This is a genomic window from Frankia sp. Allo2, assembly GCF_000733325.1.
Lineage (GTDB): Bacteria > Actinomycetota > Actinomycetes > Frankiales > Frankiaceae > Frankia > Frankia casuarinae.
This window is the reverse complement of record NZ_JPHT01000013.1, coordinates 40,421-67,105: the sequence shown is the minus strand read 5'-3', so window position 1 is coordinate 67,105 and position 26,685 is coordinate 40,421. Positions and strand designations below refer to the sequence as shown.

Below are 26,685 nucleotides of genomic sequence, written 5' to 3'. Positions count from 1 at the left end.
AGGCAGGAAGGGTGCGGATGGTCATCCGTCCCCGCCAGGCTCGTCAGGGGTCTCCCTTGACACCACGGGCATGGTGAACGCCTTCGTACAGTCGGCTCAGGCGGCCGCGGATCCGTTCGGGCGCCACCGTCTGCCGTTCCGGGGCCGGCGTGAGCGCCGCTGCCGGGCCGAAAAGGTCGGGACCGGCATCGGGGGGGCGAGCGGTCGCGGACCTGGACGGGGGTGTGCCCAACGGGTCCGGGCCGAGGAGCCCGTGGGTCTGCGGGGCGCGGATCGGCAGCCCGGAGGGGGTCCTGGGACCGTCTGGCCCGATGGGGGGATGGTCACTCACCGCCGCTTCGCCTGAGCCCGGTACCCCACCGACGGTTATCGCCCCGCCTGACCGTGCCGCCCCACCGGCCGCTGAGGGCTCAAGGGACGCGGGTGGCTCAAGGGACGCGGGTGGCTCAAGGGACGCGGGTGGGATGCGCTCCGCGGAACGCGACGGTGCCGGATCTCGCGTGAACCAGTTGAACTTCTCCTCGGGGACCTCGGGGACCTCGGGGACCTCGGGGACCTCGGAGGGCTCGGAGGGCTCGGAGGGCTCGGGCGACCGCACCGCGGCGGCGCGCATCCTTCTGTCCGCCCCACGCTCGCGCCGACGACGGAGCGCGGCCACCGCCTCCTCTATCGGAGGCAGGGCGGCCCCGCCATCCGATCCCGTGGCGGCGCCCGGACGCGNCCCGCCACCCGCCTCGGCCGCGGTGGGCAGGTCGGCGTCGTCGGCGAGCTCGTCAACGACGTCGAGATCGACACCGCGCGGCCGGAACCACTCCTCGGTCGGTGTGTAGGAGGTGTAGGAGCCGAGAGCGGCCGGCGGCGTATCGGGACCGCCGAGCGACCCCGCAGGCCCAGCAGGCCCCGCAGGCCCGTAACCGTTCAGGCCCGTCGCACCGGGCCCCGCCAGGCCGGGAGCCGCCAGGCCGTTGCCATGAGACGCGCTGCCATGAGACGCGCTGCCACGAGACGCGCTGCCACGAGACGCGCTGCCACGAGACGCGCTGCCACGAGACGCGCTGCCCGCGACGAGCAGCACGGCGGGCAGATGGACGAGCGCGCGACCCCCGCCGGTATCCGAGCGTGCCAGCCGCACCTCGATGTCGTGCCGCGCGGCCAGGCGGGCCACGACGAACAGGCCGAGGCGTTGGGCGATCGAGAAGTCGAACACCGGAGGCTCGGCCAGCCGCTGGTTGGCTGCGGTCAGCTCCTTCTCCGACATCCCGAGGCCGGCGTCGTCGATGATGATGAGCAATCCGCCGTCGTCAAGGCGGGACGCCGCGAGGTCGACCGCGAGGTATGGCGGGGAGAACTGGGCGGCGTTCTCCAACAGCTCGGCGACGAGGTGGACGACGTGGTTGACGGAGTCGGCCGCAACCTGCACCTCCGGCACCTCGATGATCTGGATCCGTTCGTACTGCTCGATCTCGCCGATCGCGGCCTGCAGCACGTCACCCAGCGGTACCGGACCCGCCCGGCGCCGGCCCGGGCCGGCCCCCGCGAGCACGAGCAGGTTCTCGCTGTTGCGGCGCATCCGGGTCGCCAGGTGGTCGAGCTTGAACAGGTTCTCCAGCTGGAGGGGGTTCTCCTCGCTGGCCTCCAGCCGGTCGATGAGCGCGATCTGCCGTTCGATGAGGCTCTGGCTGCGCCGGGACAGGCTCAGGAACAGGGTGTTGACGTTGCGCCGCAGGCCGGCCTGTTCGGTGGCCAGCCGCACCGCCTCGTGCTGCAGCTCGTCGAAGGTGCGCGCGACCTCGCCGATCTCGTCGCGGGAGTCGACGGCGATGGACCGGATCGTCGTGTCGACCTGGTCCGGGTACGCGGTTTGCAGCTGCTCGATCAGGCGGGGAAGGCGCTCGTGGGCGACGTCGAGGGCGCCCGTCCGCAGTCTGCGCAGGGGGCCGGTCATCGTGCGCGCGATCGCCAGCGTCCACACGATCGCACCGGCCATGATAATGATGATCAGCGCGCCGAGGATGGCGGTTCGCTCCCAGGCGGTGGAGCGCAGGTCGCTCGCGGACCCGATGACGTCGTCGAGCAGTCCGGTCTCGACGGTGCGCAGCAGCTCGATGTGGGTGGTGCTGGCCGCGAACCACTGGTCGGGATCGATGCCGAGGTCGGGCAGCCGCTGACGCTGGATGGCACGGTCGGAGGTGCGCTTGACCGTCAGCACCGCCTGACCGTTGACGATCTGATCATAGCGGGTCCGGTCGCTGGGTCGGGCTGCGGCGCGGAACGCGTCCTGGGCCGTCTGCTCCTCGGCGAGGAGACCGGACATCCGTTCGGCGGCGCCGAACTCGAACCGGCCGGTGAGGGCCGCGGCGTAGAGCTGACCGCGGATCTGGGAGTTGATCTCCTTGATGGTCGACAGGTCATTGAGGACCGTGGTGGCGTAGCGGAGCTCGTCGTCGTCCCGGTCCTGCCCGATCCGGCGGTCGAAGGCGAGCAGGCGGCTGATCGTGGTCGAGTACTCGCTCAGGATCGCGCCGATGGGCAGCTTCCCGCCCCGGACGGCCTGACGCAGCGCGGGCAGTGCGGCGATGCTCTGCCGCACCCGCACGGACAGCGGGGAGGCCCCTCGGCCGAGACGGCCGGAGGAGGACCCCAGCGAGGCCTGGAAACGGGTTAGCACCTTGTCCACGACACGCTGCTCGGTGTTCAGCCGGTCGGCCAGCGCCCTGCTGGTCGGGGCGGCGCCACGCCCGCTCATGATGAAGCCCGCGGCGAGGTCCCGCTCGAGCTGCATCTCGTGCACCGCCGCGGTCACATCCCGGCCGAGCCTCGCCGAGGTCACCCCGTGACCGTAGCTGGCCGCGTCGGACAGCCAGGTCACGCCGGCGAGAATCGCTACCGCCAAGAAGGCCGCCATGGGCACCGCCAAGGCCGCGAAGAGCTTCCCGCGCACGGGGAGGTCGTGCAGGCGCAGCCGCCGCCACGGACGCGATCGGAACTCCCCCGCCCCGGTCGTAGCCACGGCGGGGGCCGCGGCCCCGGTCACGGCCCCGGTCACGGTCACGGTCACGGCCCCCGCCGAGTGCCGCCGACGCCGCACCGGGGATGGCTGCTCCCGGTCCCCGGGTGTGCCCGCGCCACAATGCCGGCTCTCGGCAGAGGAGCCCGGCGGGTCATCCGCCGCGACCCGCCTTCTTCCCGGCTGGACCACGAGATCCGTACCTCTCGCCCTCTCGGATCGCCCTCTGGAACTGTCCCGCCAGGCCAGTCCCGGCCCTGGCCGGCAAAGACTATGCCTTGGCCGGCAAAGACTATGTGGGCGCCCGATGTCGCCGCCGGTGGGGTCGCCAGTAGGCTCGCCTGACGATTGGCCCCGTCAATCACCCGCGCTGCTGGACAGCCCGGCTGCGGTTGTTGTCCGACAAACAACTAGTGTCGCCGCTGGCCACTGCCAGCTTTCACTCCTCACCGAGCCGGGCATGCGGGAGCACGATGATCCACGGGTTTCGAAGCACGGTCNCGGGCCTTGCGCTTCTCTCCGCGGTCGTGCTGGCCGCCTGTGGTAGCGGTGGCAAAGCCGAGCCGGCCCGAGTTTCCGGCGAGGTCAAGATCGGACTGCTCGCCCCCATGACCCATGGCGATACCGAGACGGGGCGTGACGCACAACGCGGAGCAGAGCTCGCCAGCCGTCTCATCAACGCCGGCGAAAGCTGGGCGAGCGACGGGACCAGAGACCTCTGGGGGCCAGCCGGCCGGGCCCACCTTTCTGTTGTGACATTGGATACAAGTAGCGATCCGCGCCAGACCGCGGACGCCACGTCACGCTTGGCGACCGACCACGGCGTCGTGGGCATCGTCGGCGCGTTCACCCCCGACGCCACCCTGGAAGCCAGCCAGCGGGCCGAACGCCTGCGGATCCCGTTCGTCAGCGGGGGCCCGTCGCTGACGGCGCTGACCGAACGTGGGCTGAGCTGGTTCTTCCGGATCGGACCCGACGCGGCCGACTACGGCGGCGCCTTCCTGTCCCTGCTGCGTGACGCCGAGCAGCCGGGCCAGGAACGCCGACGCGTCGCCCTGCTCTACACCAACGACGCCACCGGCCTCGATATGCAGGCGACCGTGGCGGAGTTCGCCGAGGAGACCGGTTACCCGATCGTGGCGAGCGTGGCCTACCAGCCGGGTACGGGCCAGCCGGGTACGGGCGATCTGGCCGCCGCTGTCGGCGCCCTGCAAGCCACTGCACCCGACATTGTACTGACGAATATTTCTCCCGGTCAGGGCGCAATTCTGGGAAACACTTTCCGGGATGGTGGATACATACCGCCCGCGGTTGTCGTGTACGGCGACCCGGCGGAGGCCGCCCGACTCGCCGCGGTTCCCGAGTTCGCCGATCGGGTCAGCCGCCAGGTCGCCTGGTCGATGCCCATCGCCCGGGCCAATCCGCTGGCCGCGAGAGTAATCGACCGCTATCTGCACGATTTCGGGGCGCCGATGACCGAGAATGCGGCCGAGGCCTTCACCGCCATGACCACGATCGCGCAGGCAATCGATGACGCGGGCAGTACGGATCGTGAACTGGTCCGCTCCGCGTTGACCGCCCTGAATCTACCCGCGAGTTCGACCATCATGCCGTGGAACGGCGTCCATTTCGACGGAACCCACCAGAACACACTTTCCGCAACAGCGATCGAACAGACCACCGGTACGACATTCAGAACCGTCTACCCCCGCGACCTGGCCACGACGACGGTCAAGTGGCCCGCGCCGGGGACGGCCGTGACGACTGTCGGACACCCATCATCGAGGGCGACGTCGGCGTCACAGTCGACGCCGGGGACCAGGACCAGGACACGGACACGGAACGAGTAGGTACCCGGATCGTTCTCCCCCTGACCCGTCCACGGATCACCTCGCCGGCGCGAGATCCGCCACCAGCACCGGATCGAGGCCGCCGGGGGTGCCGTCCGGCTCGGTCTTCTCCAGCCGGAACCGGGCCGCGCGTCCGTCGAGTTCGAGGACGGCGAGCACACCGCCTGCCACACCGGGCTCGGCGCCGTGGCCGCGGCGCCGTGGCCGCTGGGCGAAGCCGTCACCGGACTGCTGACCATGGTGGCGGTCTGGGCGACCCTCTCCCGGAGACTCCTGTACGCGAGCCCTGGAGCCGCCGGCGGCGCATACCTGGCGGCGCGCACCTGGCGGCCAGGTGGTGCTGGCGACGGCGCCACGCGAGCCACTCCGGGAAGTCGGACGACAGGCTCGTCGTGTAGCGCCGTTCACGGCAGCGCGAGCGAGGATATTCTGGAGGTTTTTGAGCTGGTCCTTCAAATTCGGACCTTCCTTCAGCTATGAGCCGGTCTATGCAACTGTTGCCGCACGGAGGAGATCGGAGGTATGTCGGCNGTAGGGGTTGCGTCGGGGTATCTGGTCGGAGTCGACCCAGGGCGGAGGGATGAATTCGGGCCGGCGATCGTGGCCGATTCGGACGATCCAGCCGTGATGGTGGATGAGCCTGTGATGATATCCACACAGTAGTACCAGATTGTCAAGTGAGGTTCTTCCACCGTCTATCCAATGACGAACGTGGTGAACTTCGCACCATGACGGCGGCCGATCACACCCCGGGAATGAACAGCAGACGTCTCGGGCGATGACGGCGCGGCGTAGGTCCGCGGGTGCGGTGCGGTGGGCCCGTCCGACGTCGAGGGGGACGCTCGCCGCATCGAAGACGACGCGGGTGACCGTGGCGTCACAGGCCAGCCGGCGCAGGACACTGGCCGGCAGGGGTTGACCCCAACTGGTGGTGGCGGGCGTACCTCCCTGGCCGAGTAGTGCCGTCCAGGAGACGGTGACGGTGAGGTGGGGGCGCACGCCGCCGGTGACGGGCAGGGCTGCGGTGGCGAGGGTGCGGTGAAGGAGGTCGACGAGGGCGTCGGCGCGGCGCTGTGCAGGTGTGCGGGGGTCGAGGGTGCCGTCGTCGGCGGGGCGGGGTTTGGCCAGCGGGTCAAGTGCGCTGCGTAGGAGCGCGGCGGCTTCGGCGTCGAGTTCGCCGGTGATACGGGTGCTACCCCCGGGCAGATCGGTGATCCACAGGCCGCGCCGATCCGCGGGGGCGTCGCCCGAATCCTGGTTGCCGTTGCCCGAATCCTGGTTGTCGTTGCCGGGGTTCTGGTTGTCATCGCCGGCCGGGCCCCCTGCGGGGCCGGGAGACGTGCCGGAGTCGGCGCCCTCACGGTCGCCGTTCTGGCTGCCGGTGTTGGCGGGGCCGTCGCCGCCGGGGCTGGTGTCGATGCGGGTGAGTTGTTCCCGCAGGTGCCGGCCAAGACGGGCCAGTTCGCGGGGGTCGAACATCCGGGCCAGCTCCAGCAGGGATGCCTCCGCCGCGGTGTACACCTGCGCGTCCAGGCCGCGGGGGAGAGAACGGATCGTCGTGCGGACCTCGACCGCCTGCTCGACCGTGATCGCGCCGGCGGCCAGGGCCGCACCGGTGGCACTCAGCGGTCCGTCCACGGCCAGGGCCAGGGCCAGATCGACCAGGCGATGGGCGTCCCCCGGCCGGATCCGCAGCCGTTCCCGCAGCAGCGCCGCGGTGCTGGTAGCCCCCTCCCGCACGGCCAGGTTCCGGCCGTGGGCCTCTCGCACCAGCGCGAGCCGTACCGCGGCCAGGCGGGCCAGCTCCACCGAACAGTCGTCCAGGGCGCCGTACAACTCGGCATCCGACAACGACCACACCGGCGCGTCCAACAGGCCGCCGACCTGCTCGGCCACTACCGCCAAACCCGACGGCACCAAATGCTGCCCGAGGGCCGGGCCGGCAGTGATGGTCATGGATCAAGCGTAGATCACACAACCCCCGATGTCGAACTCATGTTCGATTGCCGTAACTAGGTGCTGTGGTCGTAGCGGAAATGAGGACCGGCGTGCTGGTGCGCGCCCTGCGCGAAGATCCCGGTCGCCCTCGGCTTCACGTGTATGGCCGGCGGCCTGCCGGCCGGGACCGTCCCCGCACCCCGCCCGGGCCGCCCTCGACTCCCCCGGCAGCCCGGGGCACGGCCTCGAGCACGGTCCAGAGCCCANCCCGCGCCTGCGATTNTTCNCTTCTCCGGTGNAAAATCTGCNCCCGCCGCGGACAACGACCCGACACGCTGCTAGCGTCGAAGCCGTGAGGTCGTATGCCGGATATCCGGGACGGTTGCGCGCCGCTCTGCGATGTTCGGGGGGATGCCCGAACATCGGTACACCGAATGGTCACCCATCCCGCACGGCCGCCTTCGACGGGCTGTGTCCAGGCTCCTGACCTTTTCCGTACCACACGATCTTAGGCATTCCGACCGGGCCCCGGGGAAGCGGCCCGGTTCGGCAGCCGGACCGTCCACCGCCGCACCGCGCGAGCAACCGTGAGGAACCGCGGACGAGGACAGCCATCGCGGATTAGTCGCAGAGGCATCGGTGCCCGGCCAGCGCCCCACGGCCGGCGCCCAGTACACCGCCGACACGCCGGCGCCCAGTACACCGCCGACACGCCGGCACCCCACCGCCGACACCGCCAACACCGCCAACACCGCCAACACCGCCAACACCGCCAACACCGCCAACACCGCCAACACCGCCAACACCACTGACACCGAACACCGACTTCGACCCGGGGAGAATCACCCTATGAGCACCGAGAGCTGGTCGTTCGAGACCCAGCAGATCCACGCGGGAGCCCAGCCGGACCCGGCGACCGGCGCCCGAGCCGTGCCGATCTACCAGACCACCAGCTACGTCTTCCGCGACACCGACCACGCCGCCGCTCTGTTCGCCCTCGGTGAGCCCGGAAACATCTACACCCGGATCATGAACCCCACTCAGGACGTCTTCGAGCAGCGCATCGCCGCCCTCGAAGGTGGGATCGGGGCGCTCGCGGCGGCGTCGGGGCAGGCCGCGGAGACGCTGGCGATCCTGAACCTGGCCGAGGCCGGCGACCACGTGGTCTCCTCGGCCAGCCTGTACGGCGGGACGTACAACCTGTTCCACTACACCCTGCCGAAGCTGGGCATCGAGGTCTCCTTCGTCGGCGATCCCGATGATCTCGAGGAGTGGCGGGCGGCGGTACGGCCCACCACGAAGGCGTTCTACGGGGAAACGATCGGCAACCCCCGCGGCGACGTCCTCGACACCGTCGGGATCTCCGAGGTCGCCCACGCGCACGGGATCCCGCTCATCGTTGACAACACCCTCGCGACGCCCTATCTGTACCGGCCGCTGGAGCACGGCGCGGACATCGTCGTCCACTCGGCGACGAAGTTCATCGGCGGCCACGGCACCGCGATCGGCGGCGTCATCGTCGACGGCGGCCGGTTCGACTTCGGCGCCTCCGGCCGGTTCGCGAACTTCACCACTCCCGACCCGAGCTACCACGGTCTAGTCTACTGGGACGCGCTCGGTCACGGCTCGTACATCGCCAANGCACGAGTGCAGCTACTGCGCGACCTCGGCCCGGCGATCTCCCCGTTCAACTCGTTCCTGCTGCTCCAGGGTCTGGAGACGCTGTCGCTGCGGATCGAGCGGCACACCGCGAACGCCCGGCGGGTCGCCGAGTGGCTCGATGCGCGCGACGAGGTGAGCTGGGTGGCCTACCCGGGCCTGCCATCGTCGCGGTGGTACTCCCGGGCGCAGAAGGTGCTCCCCCGCGGCGCCGGCGCGATCCTGTCCTTCGGCATCGTCGGTGGCGCCGAGGCCGGGAAGAAGTTCGTCGAGGGGGTCGAGCTGTTCAGCCATCTGGCGAACGTCGGCGACGTCCGCTCACTGATTATCCATCCCGCGACGACGACGCACTCCCAGCTCACCGAGGCCGAGCAGACCGCGACCGGGGTCACCCCGGATCTCGTCCGCCTGTCGGTCGGCATCGAGGGGATCGACGACATCCTGGCCGACCTCGATGCCGGGTTCCGTGCGGCCAAGAGCTGAGTCGCGTGGCACCGGTGCGGCCCTTTCGGTCGAACCGGTACCGCCGACGGTCCAACCGATACCGCCGACGGTCCAACCGATACCGCCGACGCCACCGCCCGCCTCCGGGGCATGGCGCGCCGGGATCGACCCGGTGGGACGGCGCCGGTTCGTCGACCTGCCGGGACCGCTGCGGCTGGAACGCGGCGGCATCCTGCCCGGCGTGACGGTGGCCTACGAGACGTGGGGCCGCCTCGACGCCGCGGCCACCAACGCGGTGCTGGTCCTGCACGCGCTCACCGGGGACAGTCACGCCGTCGGCCCGCCCGGGCCGGGCCATCCCACCCCAGGCTGGTGGGATGGCCTGATCGGGCCTGGGCGGGCCCTCGATACCGATCGCCTCTTCGTGGTCTGTCCGAATGTGCTGGGCGGCTGTCAGGGCACGACCGGGCCAGCCAGTCCCGCGCCGGACGGCCGACCCTGGGGCGGCCGATGGCCCGAGATCACGATCTCCGATCAGGTCACGGTGGAGGTCGCCGTCGCCGACGCGCTCGGCATCCGGCGCTGGGCCGCGGTGGTCGGCGGCTCGATGGGGGGCATGCGGGCCCTGGAGTGGGCTGTCGGCCATCCCGACCGGGTCGACCACGCCGTGGTCCTGGCCTGCGGCGCGGCTGCGACGGCGGAGCAGATCGGGTTGTCCGCGGTGCAGCTTCGTGCGATCATCGACGACCCGGCCTGGAACGGCGGCGACTACCACGGCCGGCCCGGCGGACGCGGCCCGGACGCCGGCATGGGTCTGGCCCGGCGGGTGGCCCAGATCAGCTATCGCAGCGAGGCCGAACTGGAGGAGCGGTTCGCGGATCGGACCCGGCCCGACGGGTTGTTCGAGGTCGCCTCCTACCTCGACCACCATGCCGGCAAGCTGGCCGCTCGGTTCGACGCCGGCACTTACGTCGCACTGACCCGGGCGATGATGACCCAGGACGTCGGCCGGGGGCGCGGGGGGCGCGCGTCGGCGCTACGGTCCTGCCCGGTGCCGTTCACCGTCGCGGGGGTCGACTCCGACCGGCTCTATCCCCTCCATCTGCAGGAGTACATCGCCGAGCGCGTCGGCGCGCCGTTGCGCGTCGTCCACTCGCGGCGCGGGCACGACGGGTTTCTGATCGAGACCGAGCAGGTCGCCGCAATCGTCCACGACGCCCTCCGGACGGCCTGACCCGGAACTGATTATCCGCACAGTTTATCCGCACGTTGACGGCACCGCGCGGCACTCTGACGGCACGGCGCGGCACGTTGACGGCACGGCACCCCGGCCCGTCACCTTGAGCGTGTATGAACCGCTGCATGGTGACCCCCTCCGCCGGTCCGCCGGGTGCCCGCCCGGGCGGGCTGTTCGCCACCATCCGCGCGGCCCTGCCAGGCCTGCTCCCGAGCGAGCAGCGGGTGGCCGAAGTGTGTCTGGCCCGTCCGGGGGACGTGGTCGAATGGTCCGCTGCGCAGCTCGCGGAGGCCGCGGGAACATCGACGGCCACGGTGGTGCGCGCCTGCCAACATCTCGGCTTCCGCGGATTCCAGCATTTCCGCGTCGAGCTCGCCCGGGAGAGCGGGGCCGCGGCGCTGCGCGGTGAGATCGGCCGAACGGACGCCGCCGACCCGGTCGAGCGCCTGGTGGACACCGTCTTCGGCGCGGCGACCGCGGTGCTCGCCGACGCGCTCGGCCCGCTGGACCGGTCCCGTCTCGCGCCCGCCGTGGACCTGCTGGACCGGGCCGACCGGCTGCTCGTCATCGGCAACGGCGGATCGGCTCCGGTCGCCCAGGACGCGGCGTTGCGCTTCCTGGGTATGGGCCGGCCGGCCGAGGCGCCGGGCGACTCGATCGCCCAGGAACTCACCGCCCGCCTGCTCGCGCCCTCGGACGTCTGCCTGGTTATCACGAGCAGCGGAGCGAACGAGCCGAGTCTGCGGGCCGCGGAGGCGGCCCGGACCGCGGGCGCCGCCGTCATCGGCATCACCAGCTACACGGCCGGTCCCCTGGCCGAGATCGCCGACATCAGCCTCGTGGTGGGGGCGCCCGACTGGCCCATCAGCTCGGACATGATCGCAAGCCGGCTGGCCTCCCTGCTGCTGCTCAACGCCCTGCAACTCGCGGTCGGCCTGCGCCGCACGGACAACCCGCTGCTGGCCGGAACCATCATGCGGGACGTCCAGGGCCACTCCGTGCGGGCGGAGGACGGCCCGCGGCGGCCCGCGGCGGATCCCGGCCTCGGGGCCGCCGATCCCTACGAGTTCTGACCGATGACCGGTCGGGTCAGGGGACGCGCGGACAGCTACGAAAGCGTCCCACCGGCAAGGCGCTTGGCCGGAGATTCGTTGCGGTAAGTGACTGTCCCCCGTTTCCCGACCGTCATGGACCATTCATCTCGGTACCCGAGACTGCCTCTGTAACGAGGAACCGGGAGGCAGGCGCGCTCCTGGAGCAGACGTACACGGGGTGCTGGGTGGCAGAAATCCGGATCGAGGGCCTCACGAGGCGCTTCGGAAACGTCCGTGCGGTGGACGACGTCTCCCTCGACGTGGCGGACGGCGACTTCCTCGTTCTGCTGGGACCGAGCGGCTGCGGGAAGACCACGCTGCTGCGCATGATCGCCGGCCTGCTGGAGCCGAGCGAGGGACGCATCATGCTCGGCGATCGCGACATCACCCATGTCCCCGCCCGACGGCGCGACCTCGCCATGGTCTTCCAGAGCTACGCGCTGTACCCGCACCTGACGGTCGAACGCAACATCGGGTTTCCGCTGCGGGCCGCGCGCCGCCCCAAGGCGGAGATCGCCCGGCGCGTCCGCGAGGTCGCCGACCAGCTCGAACTCGGCGGGCTGCTCCACCGGCGCCCCCGTGAGCTGTCCGGCGGGCAGCGCCAACGGGTGGCGCTCGGCCGTGCGCTGGTCCGTGACCCCCAGGCGTTCCTCATGGACGAACCCCTCTCGAACCTCGACGCGAAACTGCGCACCGCGACCCGCACCGAGCTCGCCGGACTGCACCGCCGGCTGGGCCGGACCTTCATCTACGTCACCCACGACCAGGTGGAGGCCATGTCGATGGCAACCCGCGTGGTCCTGCTCAACGGCGGCCGCGTGGAACAGGTGGGCAGCCCGACCGAGGTCTACGACACGCCGGCCTCGGTGTTCGTCGCCGGCTTCCTCGGCGCACCGCCGATGAACCTGATCGAGGCCCGGGTGGAGGCCGACGGCGACCTGCTGGCGGTCCGCGCGGACGGGCTGCGCATCCCGCTGTGGCCGGGCTTCGACGAACCCCGCGACGTCATCGTCGGTCTGCGACCCGAGAACCTGACGCTGTTGCCCGGCTCGGCCGAGTCGCCCCGCCCGGCCGAGCCGCCCCACCCGGCCGAGGCATCGACGGCATCACCCGGCTTGACGGCATCACCCGGGTCGACCGCGCAGATCGAAGGTGTCGTGACCACGGTCGAGAACCTCGGCAGCGAGGAGGTGGCCTGGTGCGACGTCCACGGTCAGGCCGTCGCGCTGCGTGGCCCCCGCCCGATCGGACTGGCCGCCGGTGACCGGGCCCGACTCACTGTCGACGTCTCACGGGTGCACCTGTTCGCTCGGGCGAGCGGACGTCGTCTCGCCTGGCGGCCACCGGATCCCCGGGAATCCCTGACCATCCCCGTGCCCGGCGCGCTCGCCGCGTCCCCATCCCCCGCTTCGCCCGCGCCCGCCGCGGTCTGAGCTGCGACCAGACCAACCGGACCAGATCATCGCGATCCGGTCCGTCCGCCATCCCGTTGATCCCGTTGATCCCAACGTCCCGTTGATCCCAAGGAGCATCCCCGTGGCTCGACCACGCCTGCTGCGTGCCGCGGCTGGCCTCGCGTTGCTTGCGGCGCTCGCCTCCGCGTGTGCGACGTCCTCGTCCACACCCACGAGTACGGCCGCGAACGCCAGCACGATCCCCGAACTCTCCCCGGACCAGAAGGTCTCGATCGTCTTCNAAAGTTACAACCTCGCGAACGTCGGGACGTGGAAGCCGGTGATCGAGGGGCTGCTGCGCGACTTCCAGGCCGCGCATCCCAACATCACCGTCAAGGGCCAGCCGCCGCAGAACCTGGCCGGTAGCGCGAACAGCGGCGACTACGTCACCAGCATCAAGAACCAGGTGCTGGCAGGCAGCCCCCCGGACGTCGCCCAGATCACCTTCAACGCGCTGCGCTTCGCCGCCGGCAGCCTCGGCGCCCAGCCGCTCGACACGTTGGTCGGGCGGGAGGCCGTTCAGGCGAACTTCGGCGGCGAACACCCGTTCGCCCCGAAAGCCCGCACCCTCGGCGACGTTGACGGCAAGACCTACGCCGTCCCGTACGTCTTCTCCACCCCGGTTCTCTGGCTGAACAAGACCCTGTTCACCCAGGCCGGCCTCGACCCGGCCAAGCCGCCGAAGACCTGGGCGGAGGTAAAGACCGCGGCGCTTGCCATCAAGGCGAAGACCGGCAAGGACGGGGTCCTCATCGACTGTCTGACGAAGGTCGGGGACTGGTGTTTCCAGAGCCTGGTACGTTCGGCCGGCGGCCGAGTGATCTCCACCGACGGTACCAAGCTGTCCTTCGCCGATCCGCCGGGCGTCGAGGCGGTATCGATGGCCGCCGACCTGGTACACAGCGGCGTGATGCCGAACCTTGACCAGAAGCAGCAGGTCAAGGCGTTCAGCAGCGGTCAGGCCGGGATGCTGCTCGAAAGCAGCTCCCTGCAAGGGATGTTCATGGCCGGCGCCAAGGCGAACAACTGGCAGCTCGACGCCACCCAGGAACCCTCGTTCGGCTCGAAGCCGGTCATCCCCACCAACTCGGGAGCGGCACTGGCGATCTTCAGTAAGGACCCGGCCAAGCAGCGCGCCGCCTGGGAACTGATCAAGTTTCTCACCGGCGACCACGCCTACACCGAGATCTCCTCGAAGATCGGCTACCTGCCGCTGCGGACCGGCCTGATCGACGACCCGAAGAGCCTGCAGGCCTGGGCGAAGGCGAACCCGCTCATCAAGCCGAACCTCGACCAGCTCGCCCGGATCGAGCCGTGGGAGTCCTTCCCGGGTGACAACTACCTCCAGATCTCGGACACGATGATGACCGCGGTCGAAAGCGCCGTCTTCACCGGCAAGGATCCCGCATCCACCCTGGCCGCCGCACAGAAGCAGGCCACCAGCTTCCTGCCCCGGAAGTGACCGCCGTGCCCGTCGTAAGCACCGGGAGCACGGCCACCGCAGCGAGCACCGGGAGCGCCCCGGGCGACGGCGGGGCGCCGCAGGCGCGGCGCGTCCTGTCGCTGCCGGGCACGATCAACCTGCGCGACGTCGGCGGCTACCCGACTGTGCACGGACGCTCCCTGCGCTGGCGCACGCTGCTGCGCTCGGGCACGCTACGCGGGCTCGACGGCCGTGGGCAGGCCATCCTCGCGCAGATCGGGCTGCGCACGGTCATCGACCTGCGCGAGGACACCGAGGTGGCGCACGATCCGGACCAGCTCGGCCGGCTCGCCGCGACGCATCGGCGGGTGCCCGTCTACACCCTGCCGGTCGACCGGCACCAGACGGCCGGCGATCTGCGCAGCCTCTACGACCACGTCGTCGATCATCGAGGGGACCGCCTCACCGCGGCCATGCTCGCGCTCGCCACACCGGGGGCACTGCCCGCGATCGTGCACTGCAGCGCAGGCAAGGACCGCACCGGTCTGGTCATCGCTCTGGCGCTGGACCTCGCCGGGGTGCCAGCCGAGGTGATCGCGCAGGACTTCGCGCTGACCTCGTACTTCCTGCGGGACGAGGCCGCGGCGGCCGTCCAGCGCATNTCCGCCCTGATGTCCACCGACGGCGAGGAGCTGCCGGCCTCGCTGATGGCGAGCCCGCCCGACCTCATCCTGCACGCACTGGACCGTATCCACGCCCGGCACGGGGACACCCGCACCTACCTGCTCGCGCACGGGGCGACGGCGCACGCGCTGGACCGCCTCGTCGAGGCCCTGCTCGTGCCGGCGGAGGCCTCCGACGCCGGGCCGGACTGCGGTCCGCCGACCGCGGGCTGAACCCCAGCCGGTGAGCCGCAGGCCCGAAGTCCCCACCCCTCGGGCCTGCGGCTCACCCCATGCGCCACCCCGCCCGCCCTGAACCCCGCTCCGGAAGGATGTCCATGCCAATACTCCTGGACCCGACCGCGCACACGCCCACCCACATCCTGATCCAGATCAGTGACACCCACATCGTCCGCGAGGGTGAGCTGATGCACGGCAAGGTCGACACGTACGCCGCGCTGCGCACCGTGCTCGACCAGATCGAGGCGTCCACGCTGAAGATCGGCGCCCTGCTGCTCACCGGCGACCTCGCCGACCGCGGTGATCTGCTGGCCTACCAGCGGTTGCGTGACCTGGTCGAACCGGCGGCGGCGCGCCTGGGCACGCCCGTGCTCTACGGCGTCGGCAACCACGACTCGCGTGGCCCGTTCCGGGAGGGACTGCTCGGCGCGGAACCCACGGCGGAGGCTCACGACTACGTGCACTGGGTCGGTGACCTGCGGATCATCATGCTCGACACCACCGAACCGGGCGAGCACAGCGGCTTTCTGAGCACCGCCCAGCTGCGCTGGCTCGCCGACGAGCTGGCCACCGCGGCCCCTGACGGGACCATCCTCGCCCTGCATCACCCACCCGTGCCGTCCCCGCTCGCGATGGTGAACTCGCTCCTGCTCGCCGAGCCGCAGAACCTCGCCGACGTGCTCGCCGGCAGCGACGTGAAGATCGTGCTGGCCGGTCACGCCCACCACGCGTCCGCGGGCGTGCTCAGCGGCGTTCCGGTCTGGGTGGCGGGTGCCACCGCCTACCGGATACGCACCCTCGGCCCGGCCGACCGGATAACCGGCCTGGTGGGGGGCGAGTACACCCGGATCGACGTCTACCCCGAGGGGGCCGTCGCCACCGCGGTACCGATCGCCACCTCCGAAGTGGTCTACGACATGACCCTCGACGAGGTCGTCCAGCTCGCGGCGGATTATCACTGACCCCGTCCGGCACTGACCCCGTCCGGCACCGACCCCGTCCGGTGCGTCGGCCCTTCCCACGCCTCCGGACTTCCCGCGCCTCCGGAAAGGATGCTTCCGAACCGTGTTCGTCGAAATCGCCATCCCGGGGGCAGCCGGCGCCACAGTCCCCGCCGGTGCCGCAGTTTCCGCCGGTGCCGCGTCGCGCGTGCCGGTGCGGGCCGCCCGGCCGTCGCTGGCCCGGCGGATGCTCGCCGCCACCCCGCCCTACCTGTACCTGCTGCCCGGAGTGGCCAGCCTGGTGCTATGGACCTACAAACCGATCATCGAGGCCGTCCAGCTGTCCTTCTACCACTGGAACCTGCTGCCGAACTCGCCACGGACCTACGTCGGTCTGGACAACTACCGGCAGATCTTCACCCTTCCGCAGCTCCGGGGCGCCGCGAAGAACACGCTGTGGTACATCCTCGGCCTGGTTCCGTTCGCCATCGTTCTGCCCACCGCCATCGCGCTGGCCATCCGGGACCTGGGCGGTCGGTCGCGCACCGTCTACCGGGCGCTGGTCTTTCTGCCGATGCTGGTCGCGCCGGTCCCCGCCGCCGCGGTCTGGCGCTGGTTGCTGGATTCCAAAGGGGTGGTGAACCACGCCCTCGGGCTTGGTGACTACAGCTGGCTGCGGGAGGAGCGGACGGCGCTGATCGCCATCCTGGCGATCTGCGCGTGGCAGATCCTCGGCTTCGCCACCCTCGTCATCTCCGCCGGACTCACCGGCATCAGCAGTGATTACGCCGAGGCCGCCGAGATGGACGGGGCGTCGCGCTGGCAGGTCACCCGGTGGGTGACTCTGCCGATGCTGCGCTCGACCCTGCTGTTCATGCTGCTGATAACCGTGCTGCTGTCGGGGCAGTGGACATTCCCACTGCTCGACGTGCTCACCCAGGGCGGCCCCGCCGACTCCTCGACCAACATCTATTACCTGCTCTGGGAGTTCGGTTTCCGCAGCCTGGACTCCGGTCTGGCCTCCGCGGCGGGCATCGCGTTCTTCCTCGTCTTCGCGGTGGTGGCGGCAGTGCTGGTCAAACTGGCCGACCGGTACAGCTTCGCTGACAACTGACCCGGACCCTCGGCGACCGGATTTCTCGACACACCCCGGTCCCCCGATCCAAGGATGCGCACACGATGAGCAGCATGCGGATACCGCGGATACCCCACTGGCGGGCCGCGGCCAGCCATCTGATGCTGGCCCTACTGAGCCTGATCAGCCTGTTTCCGGTGTACTGGATGTTCGCCACCTCCTTCCGCCGGCCGGACGACATCTTCGACCAGTCGCTCCTGCCCTGGCCGCTGAGCCTCGCGAACTACCGCTACGTCTTCGACAGTCTCGACATCGGCGTGCTGCTCGCCAACACCTTCACGATCGCCGCCGTCACCGCCGCCGGCCAGCTCATGATGTCCCTGCTCGCCGCCTACGCCTTCGCCGCCTGGGAGTTCCGCGGCAGGACCCTGTTCTACCTGGCGTTCGTGGCCACCTGGCTCATCCCGTTCCAGGTGACGATGATCTCGAACTACCTGGTGCTGTCGAACCTGGGCCTGCTGAACACGCTGGCCGGCGTCATCGTGCCGAACCTGTGCTCGGCGCTCGCGGTGCTCATGCTCCGCCAGCACATGCAGGCCTTCCCCCGGGAGCTGCTCGACGCGGCCCGCATCGACGGGCGGGGTTCATGGTCCACATTGTGGACGGTCGTCGTGCCGAACCTGCGCCCGGCGCTGGCGTCGCTGTCGATCCTGCTGTTCATCACCGCCTGGAACGAATATTTTTGGCCGGCGCTGGCGCTGCAGCGGGCGAACTCCGTCATCCAGCTGGGCATCCGCGGTTTCCTGACCCTCGAGGGCGACAACTGGGGCGCCGTGATGGCCGGGTCCGGCCTTGCCTGCCTGCCCGTCTTCGCCCTCTACCTGGTCCTGCAGCGCCAGGTCGTCGACGCGTTCGTGCGCTCCGGCCTGCGCTGACCGCGCTGACCGCTCCGGCCTACGCTGACCGCGCGGCCCCGTTTCCCGGCGGCAGCTCCTCGCCTCTTGCCTCTTGCCTATCCAAAGGAAGCCGGCCGGCCNGGTGACGGCGATCCAAGGTGGGCCGCGAAAGTGGGCCGCGAGATCGGAGAGCTCCGTCAGACGGACGGGGTGACCATATCGTCGGCGATCCGCTCGATCCTGGCCCGCAACTCGGCCAGGGGGAGCCTCAGGTCGAGCACGTACGTCACGAGCCCGATGGGCGTGGGACCCCCGATCCGGCTCCGGATGACGTCGCCACGACCGCCGGGCTGGCCGTCGGCCCGCTCCGAGCCGGCGTAGACGAGCCATCCCTGCCGGGCGCCGAGCCGGGCACAGTAGGCGATCATCTGGTGGTACACGTGTGCGCGCGCGCCCTGTCGGATCGCGAGCCGGTACTTCGCGTCGAGGACAACCGCCGGGATCATCCGCCCGCCCGGGCCCTCCGGCCGGTACAGCACGAGATCGGGGCACATCTCCAGCGTCCGGTCCTCGTCGAGGTGGTGGGTGCGGTCCTGCAGGCGGACCTCACCGCCGCGGTGGGTGAGGACCTCGTCGACGGCGTGGGTCACGAAGTCCTCGAAGACCTCCCACATCTTCACCACGAAGCCGTCCACCCGGAGCGTCTCCCCGTCTTCCCGTTCGAAGGAAGACGAGCNCAAGACCGTCTCGGCGAGCCGGAGCGCCGCATGGTAAGGCGCGTTCACCCGGGTTGGCACCCAGTCCGGCGGCTTGACGGGGCCGTGCGCCGGCTCGGCCACACCGTCCAGGGCGGCGGCGATACGGCGCAGCTCCTGGGCGGTGGCCGGTGCCACCCCGGCCAGGGCGAGCAGCGAGCGGGTGGCGGCGAGCAGCAACCGGTTCTCGGCGGTGTCGACGGTGCGCTCGTCATAGCGCACCTCGAGGGGGAACATCNCCCCGGACCGTTGCCGGAGCTGCGCGGACTCGCGCAGCCGGCCGCGAAGGACGGGAAGCGCNGCATCCACCTGCCGATAGCCTCGCGGCACCCCGTGCGCGAGCGCCCGCGAGGCGGTTCGGGCGAACGCCGCGGCGACCGCGGGCAGAAGATCCGGTTCCTCCGCCGCCTGGACCTCGTCCTCGAACCACCTGCCGCGATCCTGCGCGTAGCCAAGCAGAAACAGCAGACGGCGGATGGTGACCTTGGGTCGGATGCGAACCTCGAACGTATCCTCGCCCGACCCGAGGCGCACGGTGCCGACCAGGGCGTTGTCCTTGACCTCGCAGGTACCGTCGGCACGCCGTTGCCGCACCTGCGCCACCTCGCTGGCATCGAGCGCATCGGCCTGGCCCGGGCTCAGCTTCCGCCGCTGCCACCCGGCGCCCTCGGTCAGCTCCACCGGCGCAAGCATGGCATCAGCCTGCCGCGGGGCCGGGGATGGTGTTCGCGGGGACTCCGGCGGCCGGAACCACCGCGGCCGGAACCACCGCGGCCAGGCCGAGGGACTGCCGCAGCGCCGGTAGGCCGTACCGGGCCGCGAGATCGATGGTCTCGCCGACGTGGTGTTCGGCCAGCAGCGGCAGGATCTGATGTTCCCACACCCGGTCGAGGCCGTCGGCACTCTGGTGGACGCGGTCGCGCATCAGATAGGACGGGCCGATGCGGGCGTCCGGGTCGTCGATGCGGCGGTTCAGCTCGCCGAGCAGGCGGGCCGCCTCGTCGGGCAGGTCGCCTGCCGCAAGCCAGCGGCGCAGCACGGACGCGGTCGGTTCGACGTCCGGATGGAGCCCGACGAAGGTGAACCGCCGGCGCAGCGCCTGGTCGAAGGCGGCGATCGAACGGTCCGCGCTGTTCATCGTGCCGATGATGAACAGGTTCTTCGGTAGTTGGAAGTCGCGCGTGTCCGCGGAGGCGTACTGGGTGGTGACGGCCTCCCCGCGGTATTCCAGCAGAAAGTACAGCTCACCGAAAATCCTGGCCAGGTCACCCCGGTTGATCTCATCGATGATCAGGAAGAACGCCTGGCGGGGATTGAGCTCGGCGGCGGTGGCGAGCCGGCGCAGCGGACCGTCCACGAGCTCGAAGGACATCCGGTTGGTGGTGGCCGCGTCACCGTCGCCGCCCTTCACCTGCACCGGACGGAAACCCTGGAAGAAGTCCTCGTACATATAGGACGGATGGAACTGGACGAGGGTGACGTTCTCGCGCCGATCGTCGGCGAGATGCCAGGCCAAGCGCCGGGCGAGGTACGTCTTGCCGGTGCCGGGCGGGCCGTAGAAGATGAGCTGCGGCCGGTCCCGCAGAAGCTCGACGCACCTGCGCAACCAGTCCCGGCTGTAAAAGAGGCCGTCCGCGAACTCGTCCGTGACCTCGCGCAGATCGTCCCCGCCGAGGGCCTGGCCGGCGAGGGCCTGGCCGGCGAGGGCCTGGCCGGCCAGGTCGGCGTCGGCGCTCTGGGGGGCGGCCCCCGTCGTCGCGATCGATGCCACCGGCGCGGGCGCGGGCACCAGGGCGTCGAGGTCGGCGACGAAATCGGAAAGATCGACGATGCGCGCTTCCGCGTTGCCGAGCAGGGCCGCCACCCGATCGGGTAGATCGAGGTAGTTCACCGGCTCGTCGGCGTTGCGCCAGTGGACCGGCCGTTGCAGGTCCGCGACGCCCCCGACGCTCGCGACGAACACCGGCGGTCCGAGGATCTCCCCGACGTAGTACTCGTCACGGTCGTTCACGACGACGAGGTCGTTCTCCCGCATCCGGCTCAGGAAGGCGTGGTACTCGCTGGTGAGCCGGCCGCGCCGGGCCGAGGTGAGCGAGGCGTGTTCGCGGTCGACCGCCCGGCGCACCTGCTCCCGGTCGACCCCGGGCCGCACCTCCAGCCGGTCACCGGGCAGGGAACAGACCTCGTCGGCCAGCCAGAGATCCCGCGCCAGCGAACGGCCACGCCGGTCCGCGCCGCGCACCAGCCAGGCCCGGCGAGGGATCCGCTCCGGCGCGATGGACTCGACGAGCATGCGGAGGTCGTCGAGCGGCAGCCGCAGCTCGCCGGCAGCCCGCCCCGCCGTCAGGTCGCCGACCTCGACCTCGAACCAGTCCAGCCAGTCGCGATACTCGTCCTCGGTGAAGAGGGCCTCGCGCGGCGGCCGGCCCGCCGGGTCGAGTACGCGCGACCAGCCCTCGGGGCGGAAGCCGCACAGATGGCGGACGAGGCCATCGACCGTCAGATCGGCCACCGTCGAGAGATCCGTGACGCTGACCCAGGTCTGTTCGGGCAGCACCGCGAGGACGTCGTCCACCAGGCCAAGGCTGCTCCGGTGTTCCCGCCAGTAAGTGTTGTGCTCCGTGACATCACGCCACCACGCGGCCTCGTCCGGGGACGCCCGCAACGCATCCCGGCCGATTCCGGTAGCCTGCCACCGGCGGTTGCTCTCACTCAGATGACCGGCCCNGGCCAGGNAGACAGCGCCCCGCAGGACGAGTTTCCTTGCGACGGCGCTCCGCGGGTCGTCACCTGATCCGCGCCGCCATCCGGGATCGGCGCCAGCATCGGACGCACGCATCCGCATCCACAGCTCGTCCGGAGACGCCTCGCCGACCTCCGCCAAGATCCGCATAACCCGGTACAGCAGCCCGCCGATGATCTCTAGCTGATCCGCCATGCACCCGCCCCCGAGACGATCCACCCGCAGGATCTGATCGGGAGCAATTATTCATCAGGTCATCAGACAACGACGAAGCACTCATAGCGAACGAAACTTCCACTACCCAGAGTGATCATTCTGGTGAGCCAGCCAGGCCGTCCGGAGAGGTATCGAGCCGTCCGTTTCCCGCTGTCGCCGTCCACACGCCTCACGCACCGAACGCCCGTCGCCCCCGGCAGGCCTGCCGGCAACCGAAGATCGATGCTGCCGTGAGCAGGCACACAGGCCGGCAGGAGCGTCCTCACCGCGAGCATGAAGGCGCGCGAACCGATCTGTTTCGCGCGGCGCCGGCTCACGTGGACCGCGGAGAAATACGCCCCCCGATCGCCGGAGGTGATTACAGGCGGCAATCCCGCCCGGCTCGCTTCTCCGCGCCGGGATGCCGTACAAGTGCCAGGCGCTTCTGAATACGATACCGTTGGCCCGGTCACGAGAATGGCTCTCTTCTGCCCCGGGAGCGTCCATGGCTGTTCGCCGGTCTCCGGCCAGGTTACCGCGGTGACTCCGGCCGAGTTCCGTGGCCTCGAAACCGCCCCGGAACGACCCGACGCAGGCGGTGGGCCGGTCCCGGAGCAGTCTCGGGTCACCGAGATCGACAGAAAGCTCGACCTGCTGGACCGCGCCGCCTCCCCGGGCGACTCACCCGAGCCCTGCCATCAGGAGCGACCGGCCGGCCGGGATGCTCCCAGCCGGAACACCTCCAGCATCGACGCCAAGCTGGACCTTCTCGACAGGGCGGCGCTCGCCCGTTCCGGCGGCGGCGCGGCTACGCCGGCGGACACCACCGGCGACCGGCCGTCCGAGGTCCGCCCGCCCACCGAGCCCGGGAACAGCGACCGGGCTCGGACCGAGGCCAAGCTGGCGCTGTTGGAGGACGCGGCCCGCCGCTACCGCCCCGAGCCCCCGGACGCGCCCGCCCCCGGTCGGGAGCGCTGGGCCGTCCGCGAGGCACCGCGGACTCTGCCGGACGACCATCCGCTCCTCACCCCGACGGACACCATCAACACCCCCGAACGCGCCGCCCTCCGGGAGAATCTGGTGAAGGAGGTGATCGGCGATGCCAAGCCGCCGGAGCAGGGCAGCCCCACCCTCGACCTCATGGGCGGCGGCGGAGCCTCCGGCAAGGGCTTCGTGCTGGAGTACCTCAAGGACGAAGGCCAAGTACCCACCGAGAACGTAGTCCATCTTGATCCCGACGAGATCAAGAAAATGATCCCCGAGTTCGACGAGATCATGGGTGCAGGAGACTCGCGCGCGGCTGAGGTGGTCCATGAAGAGAGCAGCTCACTCGCGAAGGGAGTCCTTCAACAGGCCATGGACCGCCGCCTCAATATCATCTACGATAGCACCCTCGGCAACCCGGAGAAGACCGCCAAGCTGATCGATGACGCGCATGCGAAGGGATACGAGGTTCGCCTATTCGGGGTGAGTGCCGATCCGGAGCTCGCGGTCACGCGCGCCGCGGACCGCGCCGCAAAGTCCGGCCGCTATGTTCCCGTTGACCACCAGCTTGCGGCACACCGTGGATTCTCCCAGGGCTTCGAAGGTTATGCCGAGAAGGCCGATAAAGTACGTCTTTATGACACCAACTCTGAACCCCGACAGATCGCCCGCAAGAGGGCGGGCGAAATTTTGACAATTCTCGACCAAGGATCGTACGATAAATTTCAAAATAAAATAAACATTAATCCAGAAGCCATGGGGCCGGCATCACTGTACACCGATCGAGGCGAAAACCAATAATTTTCACTTCGACGACCAGCTACCCGCACAATCCGAATATCAGACAGATGGTTTCACGAGAAAAAGGAGCATAGCATGGAAGGCAAGGAAACCGACGAGGAGTTCGACGCTCGTCGTTCACAGAAGTTCGATGAGGGGATGGACCGACTCCAAACCTTCGACCCAGATAAATGNGAGGCCGTCAAGAAGCGGATGCGCGAGAAGGAAGAAGAGGAGACCAAGCGCATCTTCGGCGACAAGAAGCCCACTCTGTATGTCGATCGCTATACCGACCTGTGAGGCTTCGCGGCTGATCCCGGCGGCCCACAGAACCCGTCGGTATCGGGTGAAGTCAGATCGGCGCTGAGATCGTACGCAGAGATCCGGGGACGCGGCTACCAGAGGGCGTGCTGGTCGCCGGGAGGTGGCTCCGTGCCTTGTGCGCGCCGAAGGCTGCGAGGGTGGCCGGGTGAGGATGTACTCGAGCATCACGTAGTTCGTCAGCAGGATGTCGGGACGCCGATCCAGGATCCGCTGCCGGGACTCGGCCAAGTCCTGCCCGGTGTACCGGTCGAAGGTGACCGACCGGCCATCCACGGGTATTCCCCATTCGAGATACTTCTTCAACTCGTGGAGCTGGCTGTTCGCCAGCGCGTTCATGGGGTAGACCACGATCGCCGAGATGCGGTTCGGGCGGGGGTCACGGAGGACGGAATCCACGACCGGCACGATGTAGGAAAGGCTTTTACCGGATCCCGTGCCGGTGGTGAGCACATAGCTGCTGCCGTCCCGGGCCGCCTCGATGGCTTCCCGTTGGTGCCGATACAGCGTCAGCGACCGCCCGCCGGGATCGCCGGAATCCCTCTTGACCCGGAAGAATCTGCCGCAGTCGGGGTGCAGCAGACCTGTGCCGACCAGTTCGTCGACCGTGCCGCCGGAGGCGAACGCAGGGTTGAGCGAGATCCACGGGTCAGGCCAGCGGACCTTCGCCGCCCGCTCCCGCTCGAGATAATCTTTGATCTTCTCGTCGCGAACCTCGACGAGGGAGTCGGTGAAGGCCGCATAGTCCTCGATCAGGCTCCGATGAGTCTCGAAGACCTCCACGTACTCCCTGCCCTCCTACCCACCAGGTCCGAACAGTGTCCGGCCAGCACATCCAGGTCGGGCGCGGCGGGCCGGGTGCGTCTGTCGTCGTACCCTACGGTGATCGGCGCCCGTCGTCCGGCATGACGGACCGGCTTCTGCTTCTGGTGGATCCGCCGCCTGACCCGGCCCGACCCGGCCTGACCCGGCCCGACCTGATCGCGGCACACCGTGGGCTGTTCCGGTGGGTGTCTGTCCAGAGGCCCCGAGCCCGATTCGTCCTTGTGGACACGCACGGCCACACCGGGAATCTTGCCTATCCAGAGGCTTCGACGTCCCTTTTATCCCTCTGGAAAGGCAAGAGAGGGGGCTGGCTACTCGGCTATTCGAAGCGGGGGGGCTGGCCGGTCGCTTCGAGGACGGACATCCACAGATCGCCGGCCGGGTCGACCTGGTTGCGCTGGCTGATCGCGAGCGGGATCGGGATGTGGATGAACCGCCGCCGCCAGCGGCCGACGACCATCTCCGTGCGGCCGGACATCGCGGCGTGCACGGCCGCGTGGGCGAGCCGGATCGTGTAGACGCTGTCGTACGGGTTCGCCGGCACGCTGCGGATCACGTAGCTGGGATCGATGTACTTCAGGTTGAGCTCGATGCCCTCGGCGTCGAAGTACTCCTTGATCCGGCGGGAGAGCTCCGGGCCGATGTCGTGCAGCTTGCGGTTCCCGGACGCGTCGGTGCTCTCCGGCTGGCCGACGACAAGCTCCTGGCCGGCACCCTCGGCGACGACGACGACGGCGTGGCCGCGCTCGGCCACCCGGCGACGCACGTAGTTCAGCAGACCGCCGTCGCCCTCCAGCTTGAACGGCAACTCCGGGATGAGCACCACGTCCGCGTTACTCTTCGCCAGCGTCGCGTAGCAGGCGATGAATCCCGAGTGGCGGCCCATGAGCCGGACCACGCCGAGCCCGCCGGGCGCGGACGTCGCCTCGGCGTGCGCGACCCGGATGGACTCCGCGGCCTTGCCGAAGGCCGTCTGGAAGCCGAAGCTCTGGTCGATGTAGGGGATGTCATTGTCGATCGTCTTCGGGATGCCGACCACGGCGATCTTCNCCCCGCGCGTCTCGGCCNCCNGGGCGATCTNCCCGNCCCCGCGCNGGGTGCCGTCNCCGCCGATGACGAACAGGATGTTGATGTTCATCCGGGAGAGGCAGTCGACGATCTCGGCGGGATCCTGCTGGCCGCGGGAACTGCCGAGGATCGTCCCGCCGTCCTCGTCGATGTTGGCGACGCTCTCCGGGGTGAGATCGACGACGTCGTGGCCGTAGCGGGCGATGAAGCCCTGGTACCCGTTGCGGAATCCGAAGATCCGCCGAACCCGGTAGTGCGAGGTCAGCTCCAGCACCAGACCGCGGATCACGTTGTTCAACCCGGGACAGAGCCCACCGCAGGTGACGATGCCCACCCGGGTCTTCGACGGGTCGAAGTAGATCTTNCGGCGCGGCCCGGCCGGCTCGAATCCGGGCAGGTCATCGAGCGCGACACCACGCGAGGAGATCATCAGGGCGGTGTCGTCGTAGAGGACCTTGTCCGACTCATCGATGTAATGCTGCGTCGTCGGCCGCTCCCCCAGCAGCGGCAGGAGCGGGGAGTCAATCCGGCAGACCCCCAGGGTCTTGACCGCCAGATCGGCATTATCCACCAGTATTGGTGCACCCACCGTTACCCGGCCCTCACGTCTCGATCGGCGCTACATCAGTCTCGGTGACTTCGCTTCATACTTACCTGGACCAGAGGAGCACGGACACCCCCGATCATCCTAGGTTTCTCCACCCCGAGAGTACCGACCCAAACCACCCACCACGACCCCGTCGACGGGATAACCCGCAACCTGCGGACGGAAACAATGGCTTCATAGGCGCGAAACCGGCGTAACAACCTGCCAACCCCGTCCCGACCTGTCCCGGGCGGACACCTCCGGGCGATGCGGGCAGGCGATGCGGGCAGACCGTCCGAGCCGGATAACCCAGGCCAGACCAGGCCAGGCCAGACCAGATCCGGATCCGGAAGCCCCGCGACGTCGGCGGCCGCGAAGTCCGGTAGACGGTCAGCTCATGCAGTGACCACCATCGCGCGGCGGCCGAATTTGGGGGAGCCCGTCACGGTCCAGGGACCGCAAACTGTGCTCAGGTCCCCCAGATTCGCCGGCCGGCAGCCGGCAGGTC

18 protein-coding genes are annotated in these 26,685 nt (G+C 69.7%); 11 read left to right on the top strand and 7 right to left on the bottom strand.

The window, feature by feature from the left end; all coding sequences use genetic code 11:
* Positions 1–43: 43 nt before the first annotated feature.
* The gene (locus tag ALLO2_RS11385; RefSeq protein ID WP_232235034.1) at positions 44–3,058 is read right to left on the bottom strand and encodes a nitrate- and nitrite sensing domain-containing protein; all 3,015 of its coding nucleotides are present in this window, start codon (positions 3,056–3,058) and stop codon (positions 44–46) included.
* Between the two features lie 422 nt (positions 3,059–3,480).
* Here ALLO2_RS11385 and ALLO2_RS11380 point away from each other — a divergent pair, with 422 nt between their 5' ends.
* Positions 3,481–4,857: an ABC transporter substrate-binding protein gene (locus ALLO2_RS11380; RefSeq protein ID WP_035731861.1), complete on the top strand. Its 1,377-nt coding sequence runs from the start codon at positions 3,481–3,483 to the stop codon at positions 4,855–4,857.
* Positions 4,858–4,893: 36 nt separating this feature from the next.
* Here the strand turns inward: ALLO2_RS11380 and ALLO2_RS27810 are convergent, their stop codons facing one another.
* Positions 4,894–5,028, bottom strand: a complete 135-nt coding sequence (locus ALLO2_RS27810) for a hypothetical protein (RefSeq protein WP_023840763.1) — start codon at positions 5,026–5,028, stop codon at positions 4,894–4,896.
* A 315-nt stretch (positions 5,029–5,343) separates the two neighbouring features.
* Complete coding sequence (locus tag ALLO2_RS11375) at positions 5,344–6,813, bottom strand: HNH endonuclease signature motif containing protein (protein ID WP_035731858.1); 1,470 nt, start codon at positions 6,811–6,813, stop codon at positions 5,344–5,346.
* Between the two features lie 831 nt (positions 6,814–7,644).
* Here ALLO2_RS11375 and ALLO2_RS11370 point away from each other — a divergent pair.
* The 9 genes from ALLO2_RS11370 (at position 7,645) to ALLO2_RS11330 (ending at position 17,959) form a co-directional block, all read left to right on the top strand.
* Positions 7,645–8,937, top strand: a complete 1,293-nt coding sequence (locus tag ALLO2_RS11370) for a bifunctional o-acetylhomoserine/o-acetylserine sulfhydrylase (RefSeq protein ID WP_035731942.1) — start codon at positions 7,645–7,647, stop codon at positions 8,935–8,937.
* Positions 8,909–10,132 (top strand): homoserine O-acetyltransferase, encoded by a 1,224-nt coding sequence (locus ALLO2_RS11365; RefSeq protein ID WP_082456677.1) that lies wholly within the window; start codon positions 8,909–8,911, stop codon positions 10,130–10,132. Before ALLO2_RS11370 ends, ALLO2_RS11365 begins: the two co-directional genes overlap by 29 nt.
* Before the next feature lie 128 nt (positions 10,133–10,260).
* Positions 10,261–11,208, top strand: coding sequence for a MurR/RpiR family transcriptional regulator (locus tag ALLO2_RS11360; RefSeq protein ID WP_108913751.1), 948 nt, complete (start codon positions 10,261–10,263; stop codon positions 11,206–11,208).
* Positions 11,209–11,414: 206 nt separating this feature from the next.
* Positions 11,415–12,662, top strand: a complete 1,248-nt coding sequence (locus ALLO2_RS11355) for an ABC transporter ATP-binding protein (protein WP_011437220.1) — start codon at positions 11,415–11,417, stop codon at positions 12,660–12,662.
* Between the two features lie 103 nt (positions 12,663–12,765).
* Entirely contained in the window at positions 12,766–14,145 is a 1,380-nt protein-coding gene (locus tag ALLO2_RS11350; protein WP_035731855.1) for an ABC transporter substrate-binding protein, read from the top strand.
* A gap of 5 nt (positions 14,146–14,150) precedes the next feature.
* Positions 14,151–15,002: a tyrosine-protein phosphatase gene (locus tag ALLO2_RS11345; RefSeq protein WP_035731937.1), complete on the top strand. Its 852-nt coding sequence runs from the start codon at positions 14,151–14,153 to the stop codon at positions 15,000–15,002.
* Between the two features lie 104 nt (positions 15,003–15,106).
* Positions 15,107–15,970 carry a metallophosphoesterase gene (locus tag ALLO2_RS11340; RefSeq protein WP_011437223.1) on the top strand — a complete coding sequence of 288 codons (864 nt, stop codon included), beginning with the start codon at positions 15,107–15,109 and terminating at the stop codon, positions 15,968–15,970.
* A 103-nt stretch (positions 15,971–16,073) separates the two neighbouring features.
* Positions 16,074–17,063, top strand: a complete 990-nt coding sequence (locus ALLO2_RS11335; protein WP_011437224.1) for a carbohydrate ABC transporter permease — start codon at positions 16,074–16,076, stop codon at positions 17,061–17,063.
* 65 nt (positions 17,064–17,128) lie between these two features.
* Entirely contained in the window at positions 17,129–17,959 is an 831-nt protein-coding gene (locus tag ALLO2_RS11330) for a carbohydrate ABC transporter permease (RefSeq protein ID WP_011437225.1), read from the top strand.
* A gap of 158 nt (positions 17,960–18,117) precedes the next feature.
* Here ALLO2_RS11330 and ALLO2_RS11325 read toward each other — a convergent pair whose 3' ends face one another.
* Both ALLO2_RS11325 and ALLO2_RS11320 read right to left on the bottom strand, forming a co-directional pair.
* The gene (locus tag ALLO2_RS11325; RefSeq protein ID WP_232235033.1) at positions 18,118–19,356 is read right to left on the bottom strand and encodes an McrC family protein; all 1,239 of its coding nucleotides are present in this window, start codon (positions 19,354–19,356) and stop codon (positions 18,118–18,120) included.
* Positions 19,357–19,372: 16 nt separating this feature from the next.
* A complete protein-coding gene (locus ALLO2_RS11320) occupies positions 19,373–21,613 on the bottom strand; it encodes an McrB family protein (protein WP_051875098.1) in 2,241 nt (746 codons plus the stop codon).
* A 294-nt stretch (positions 21,614–21,907) separates the two neighbouring features.
* Here ALLO2_RS11320 and ALLO2_RS11315 point away from each other — a divergent pair, with 294 nt between their 5' ends.
* Complete coding sequence (locus tag ALLO2_RS11315) at positions 21,908–23,398, top strand: zeta toxin family protein (RefSeq protein WP_139168596.1); 1,491 nt, start codon at positions 21,908–21,910, stop codon at positions 23,396–23,398.
* Positions 23,399–23,515: 117 nt separating this feature from the next.
* On the opposite strand, the gene ALLO2_RS11310 is transcribed toward ALLO2_RS11315, so the two are convergent.
* On the bottom strand, positions 23,516–24,481 hold the full coding sequence (locus tag ALLO2_RS11310) for a DEAD/DEAH box helicase (protein ID WP_035731852.1): 966 nt from the start codon (positions 24,479–24,481) through the stop codon (positions 23,516–23,518).
* Positions 24,482–24,842: 361 nt separating this feature from the next.
* The gene (locus tag ALLO2_RS11305; RefSeq protein WP_035731850.1) at positions 24,843–26,180 is read right to left on the bottom strand and encodes an ATP-dependent 6-phosphofructokinase; all 1,338 of its coding nucleotides are present in this window, start codon (positions 26,178–26,180) and stop codon (positions 24,843–24,845) included.
* Between the last annotated feature and the right edge of the window lie 505 nt (positions 26,181–26,685).

Bases quoted from the DNA above. Each gene is read 5' to 3' on its own strand.
- ALLO2_RS11365 (WP_082456677.1), top strand. From the start codon at position 8,909: ATGCCGGGTTCCGTGCGGCCAAGAGCTGAGTCGCGTGGCACCGGTGCG.
- ALLO2_RS11360 (WP_108913751.1), top strand. From the start codon at position 10,261: ATGGTGACCCCCTCCGCCGGTCCGCCGGGTGCCCGCCCGGGCGGGCTG.
- ALLO2_RS11340 (WP_011437223.1), top strand. From the start codon at position 15,107: ATGCCAATACTCCTGGACCCGACCGCGCACACGCCCACCCACATCCTG.
- ALLO2_RS11330 (WP_011437225.1), top strand. From the start codon at position 17,129: ATGAGCAGCATGCGGATACCGCGGATACCCCACTGGCGGGCCGCGGCC.
- ALLO2_RS11315 (WP_139168596.1), top strand. From the start codon at position 21,908: ATGAAGGCGCGCGAACCGATCTGTTTCGCGCGGCGCCGGCTCACGTGG.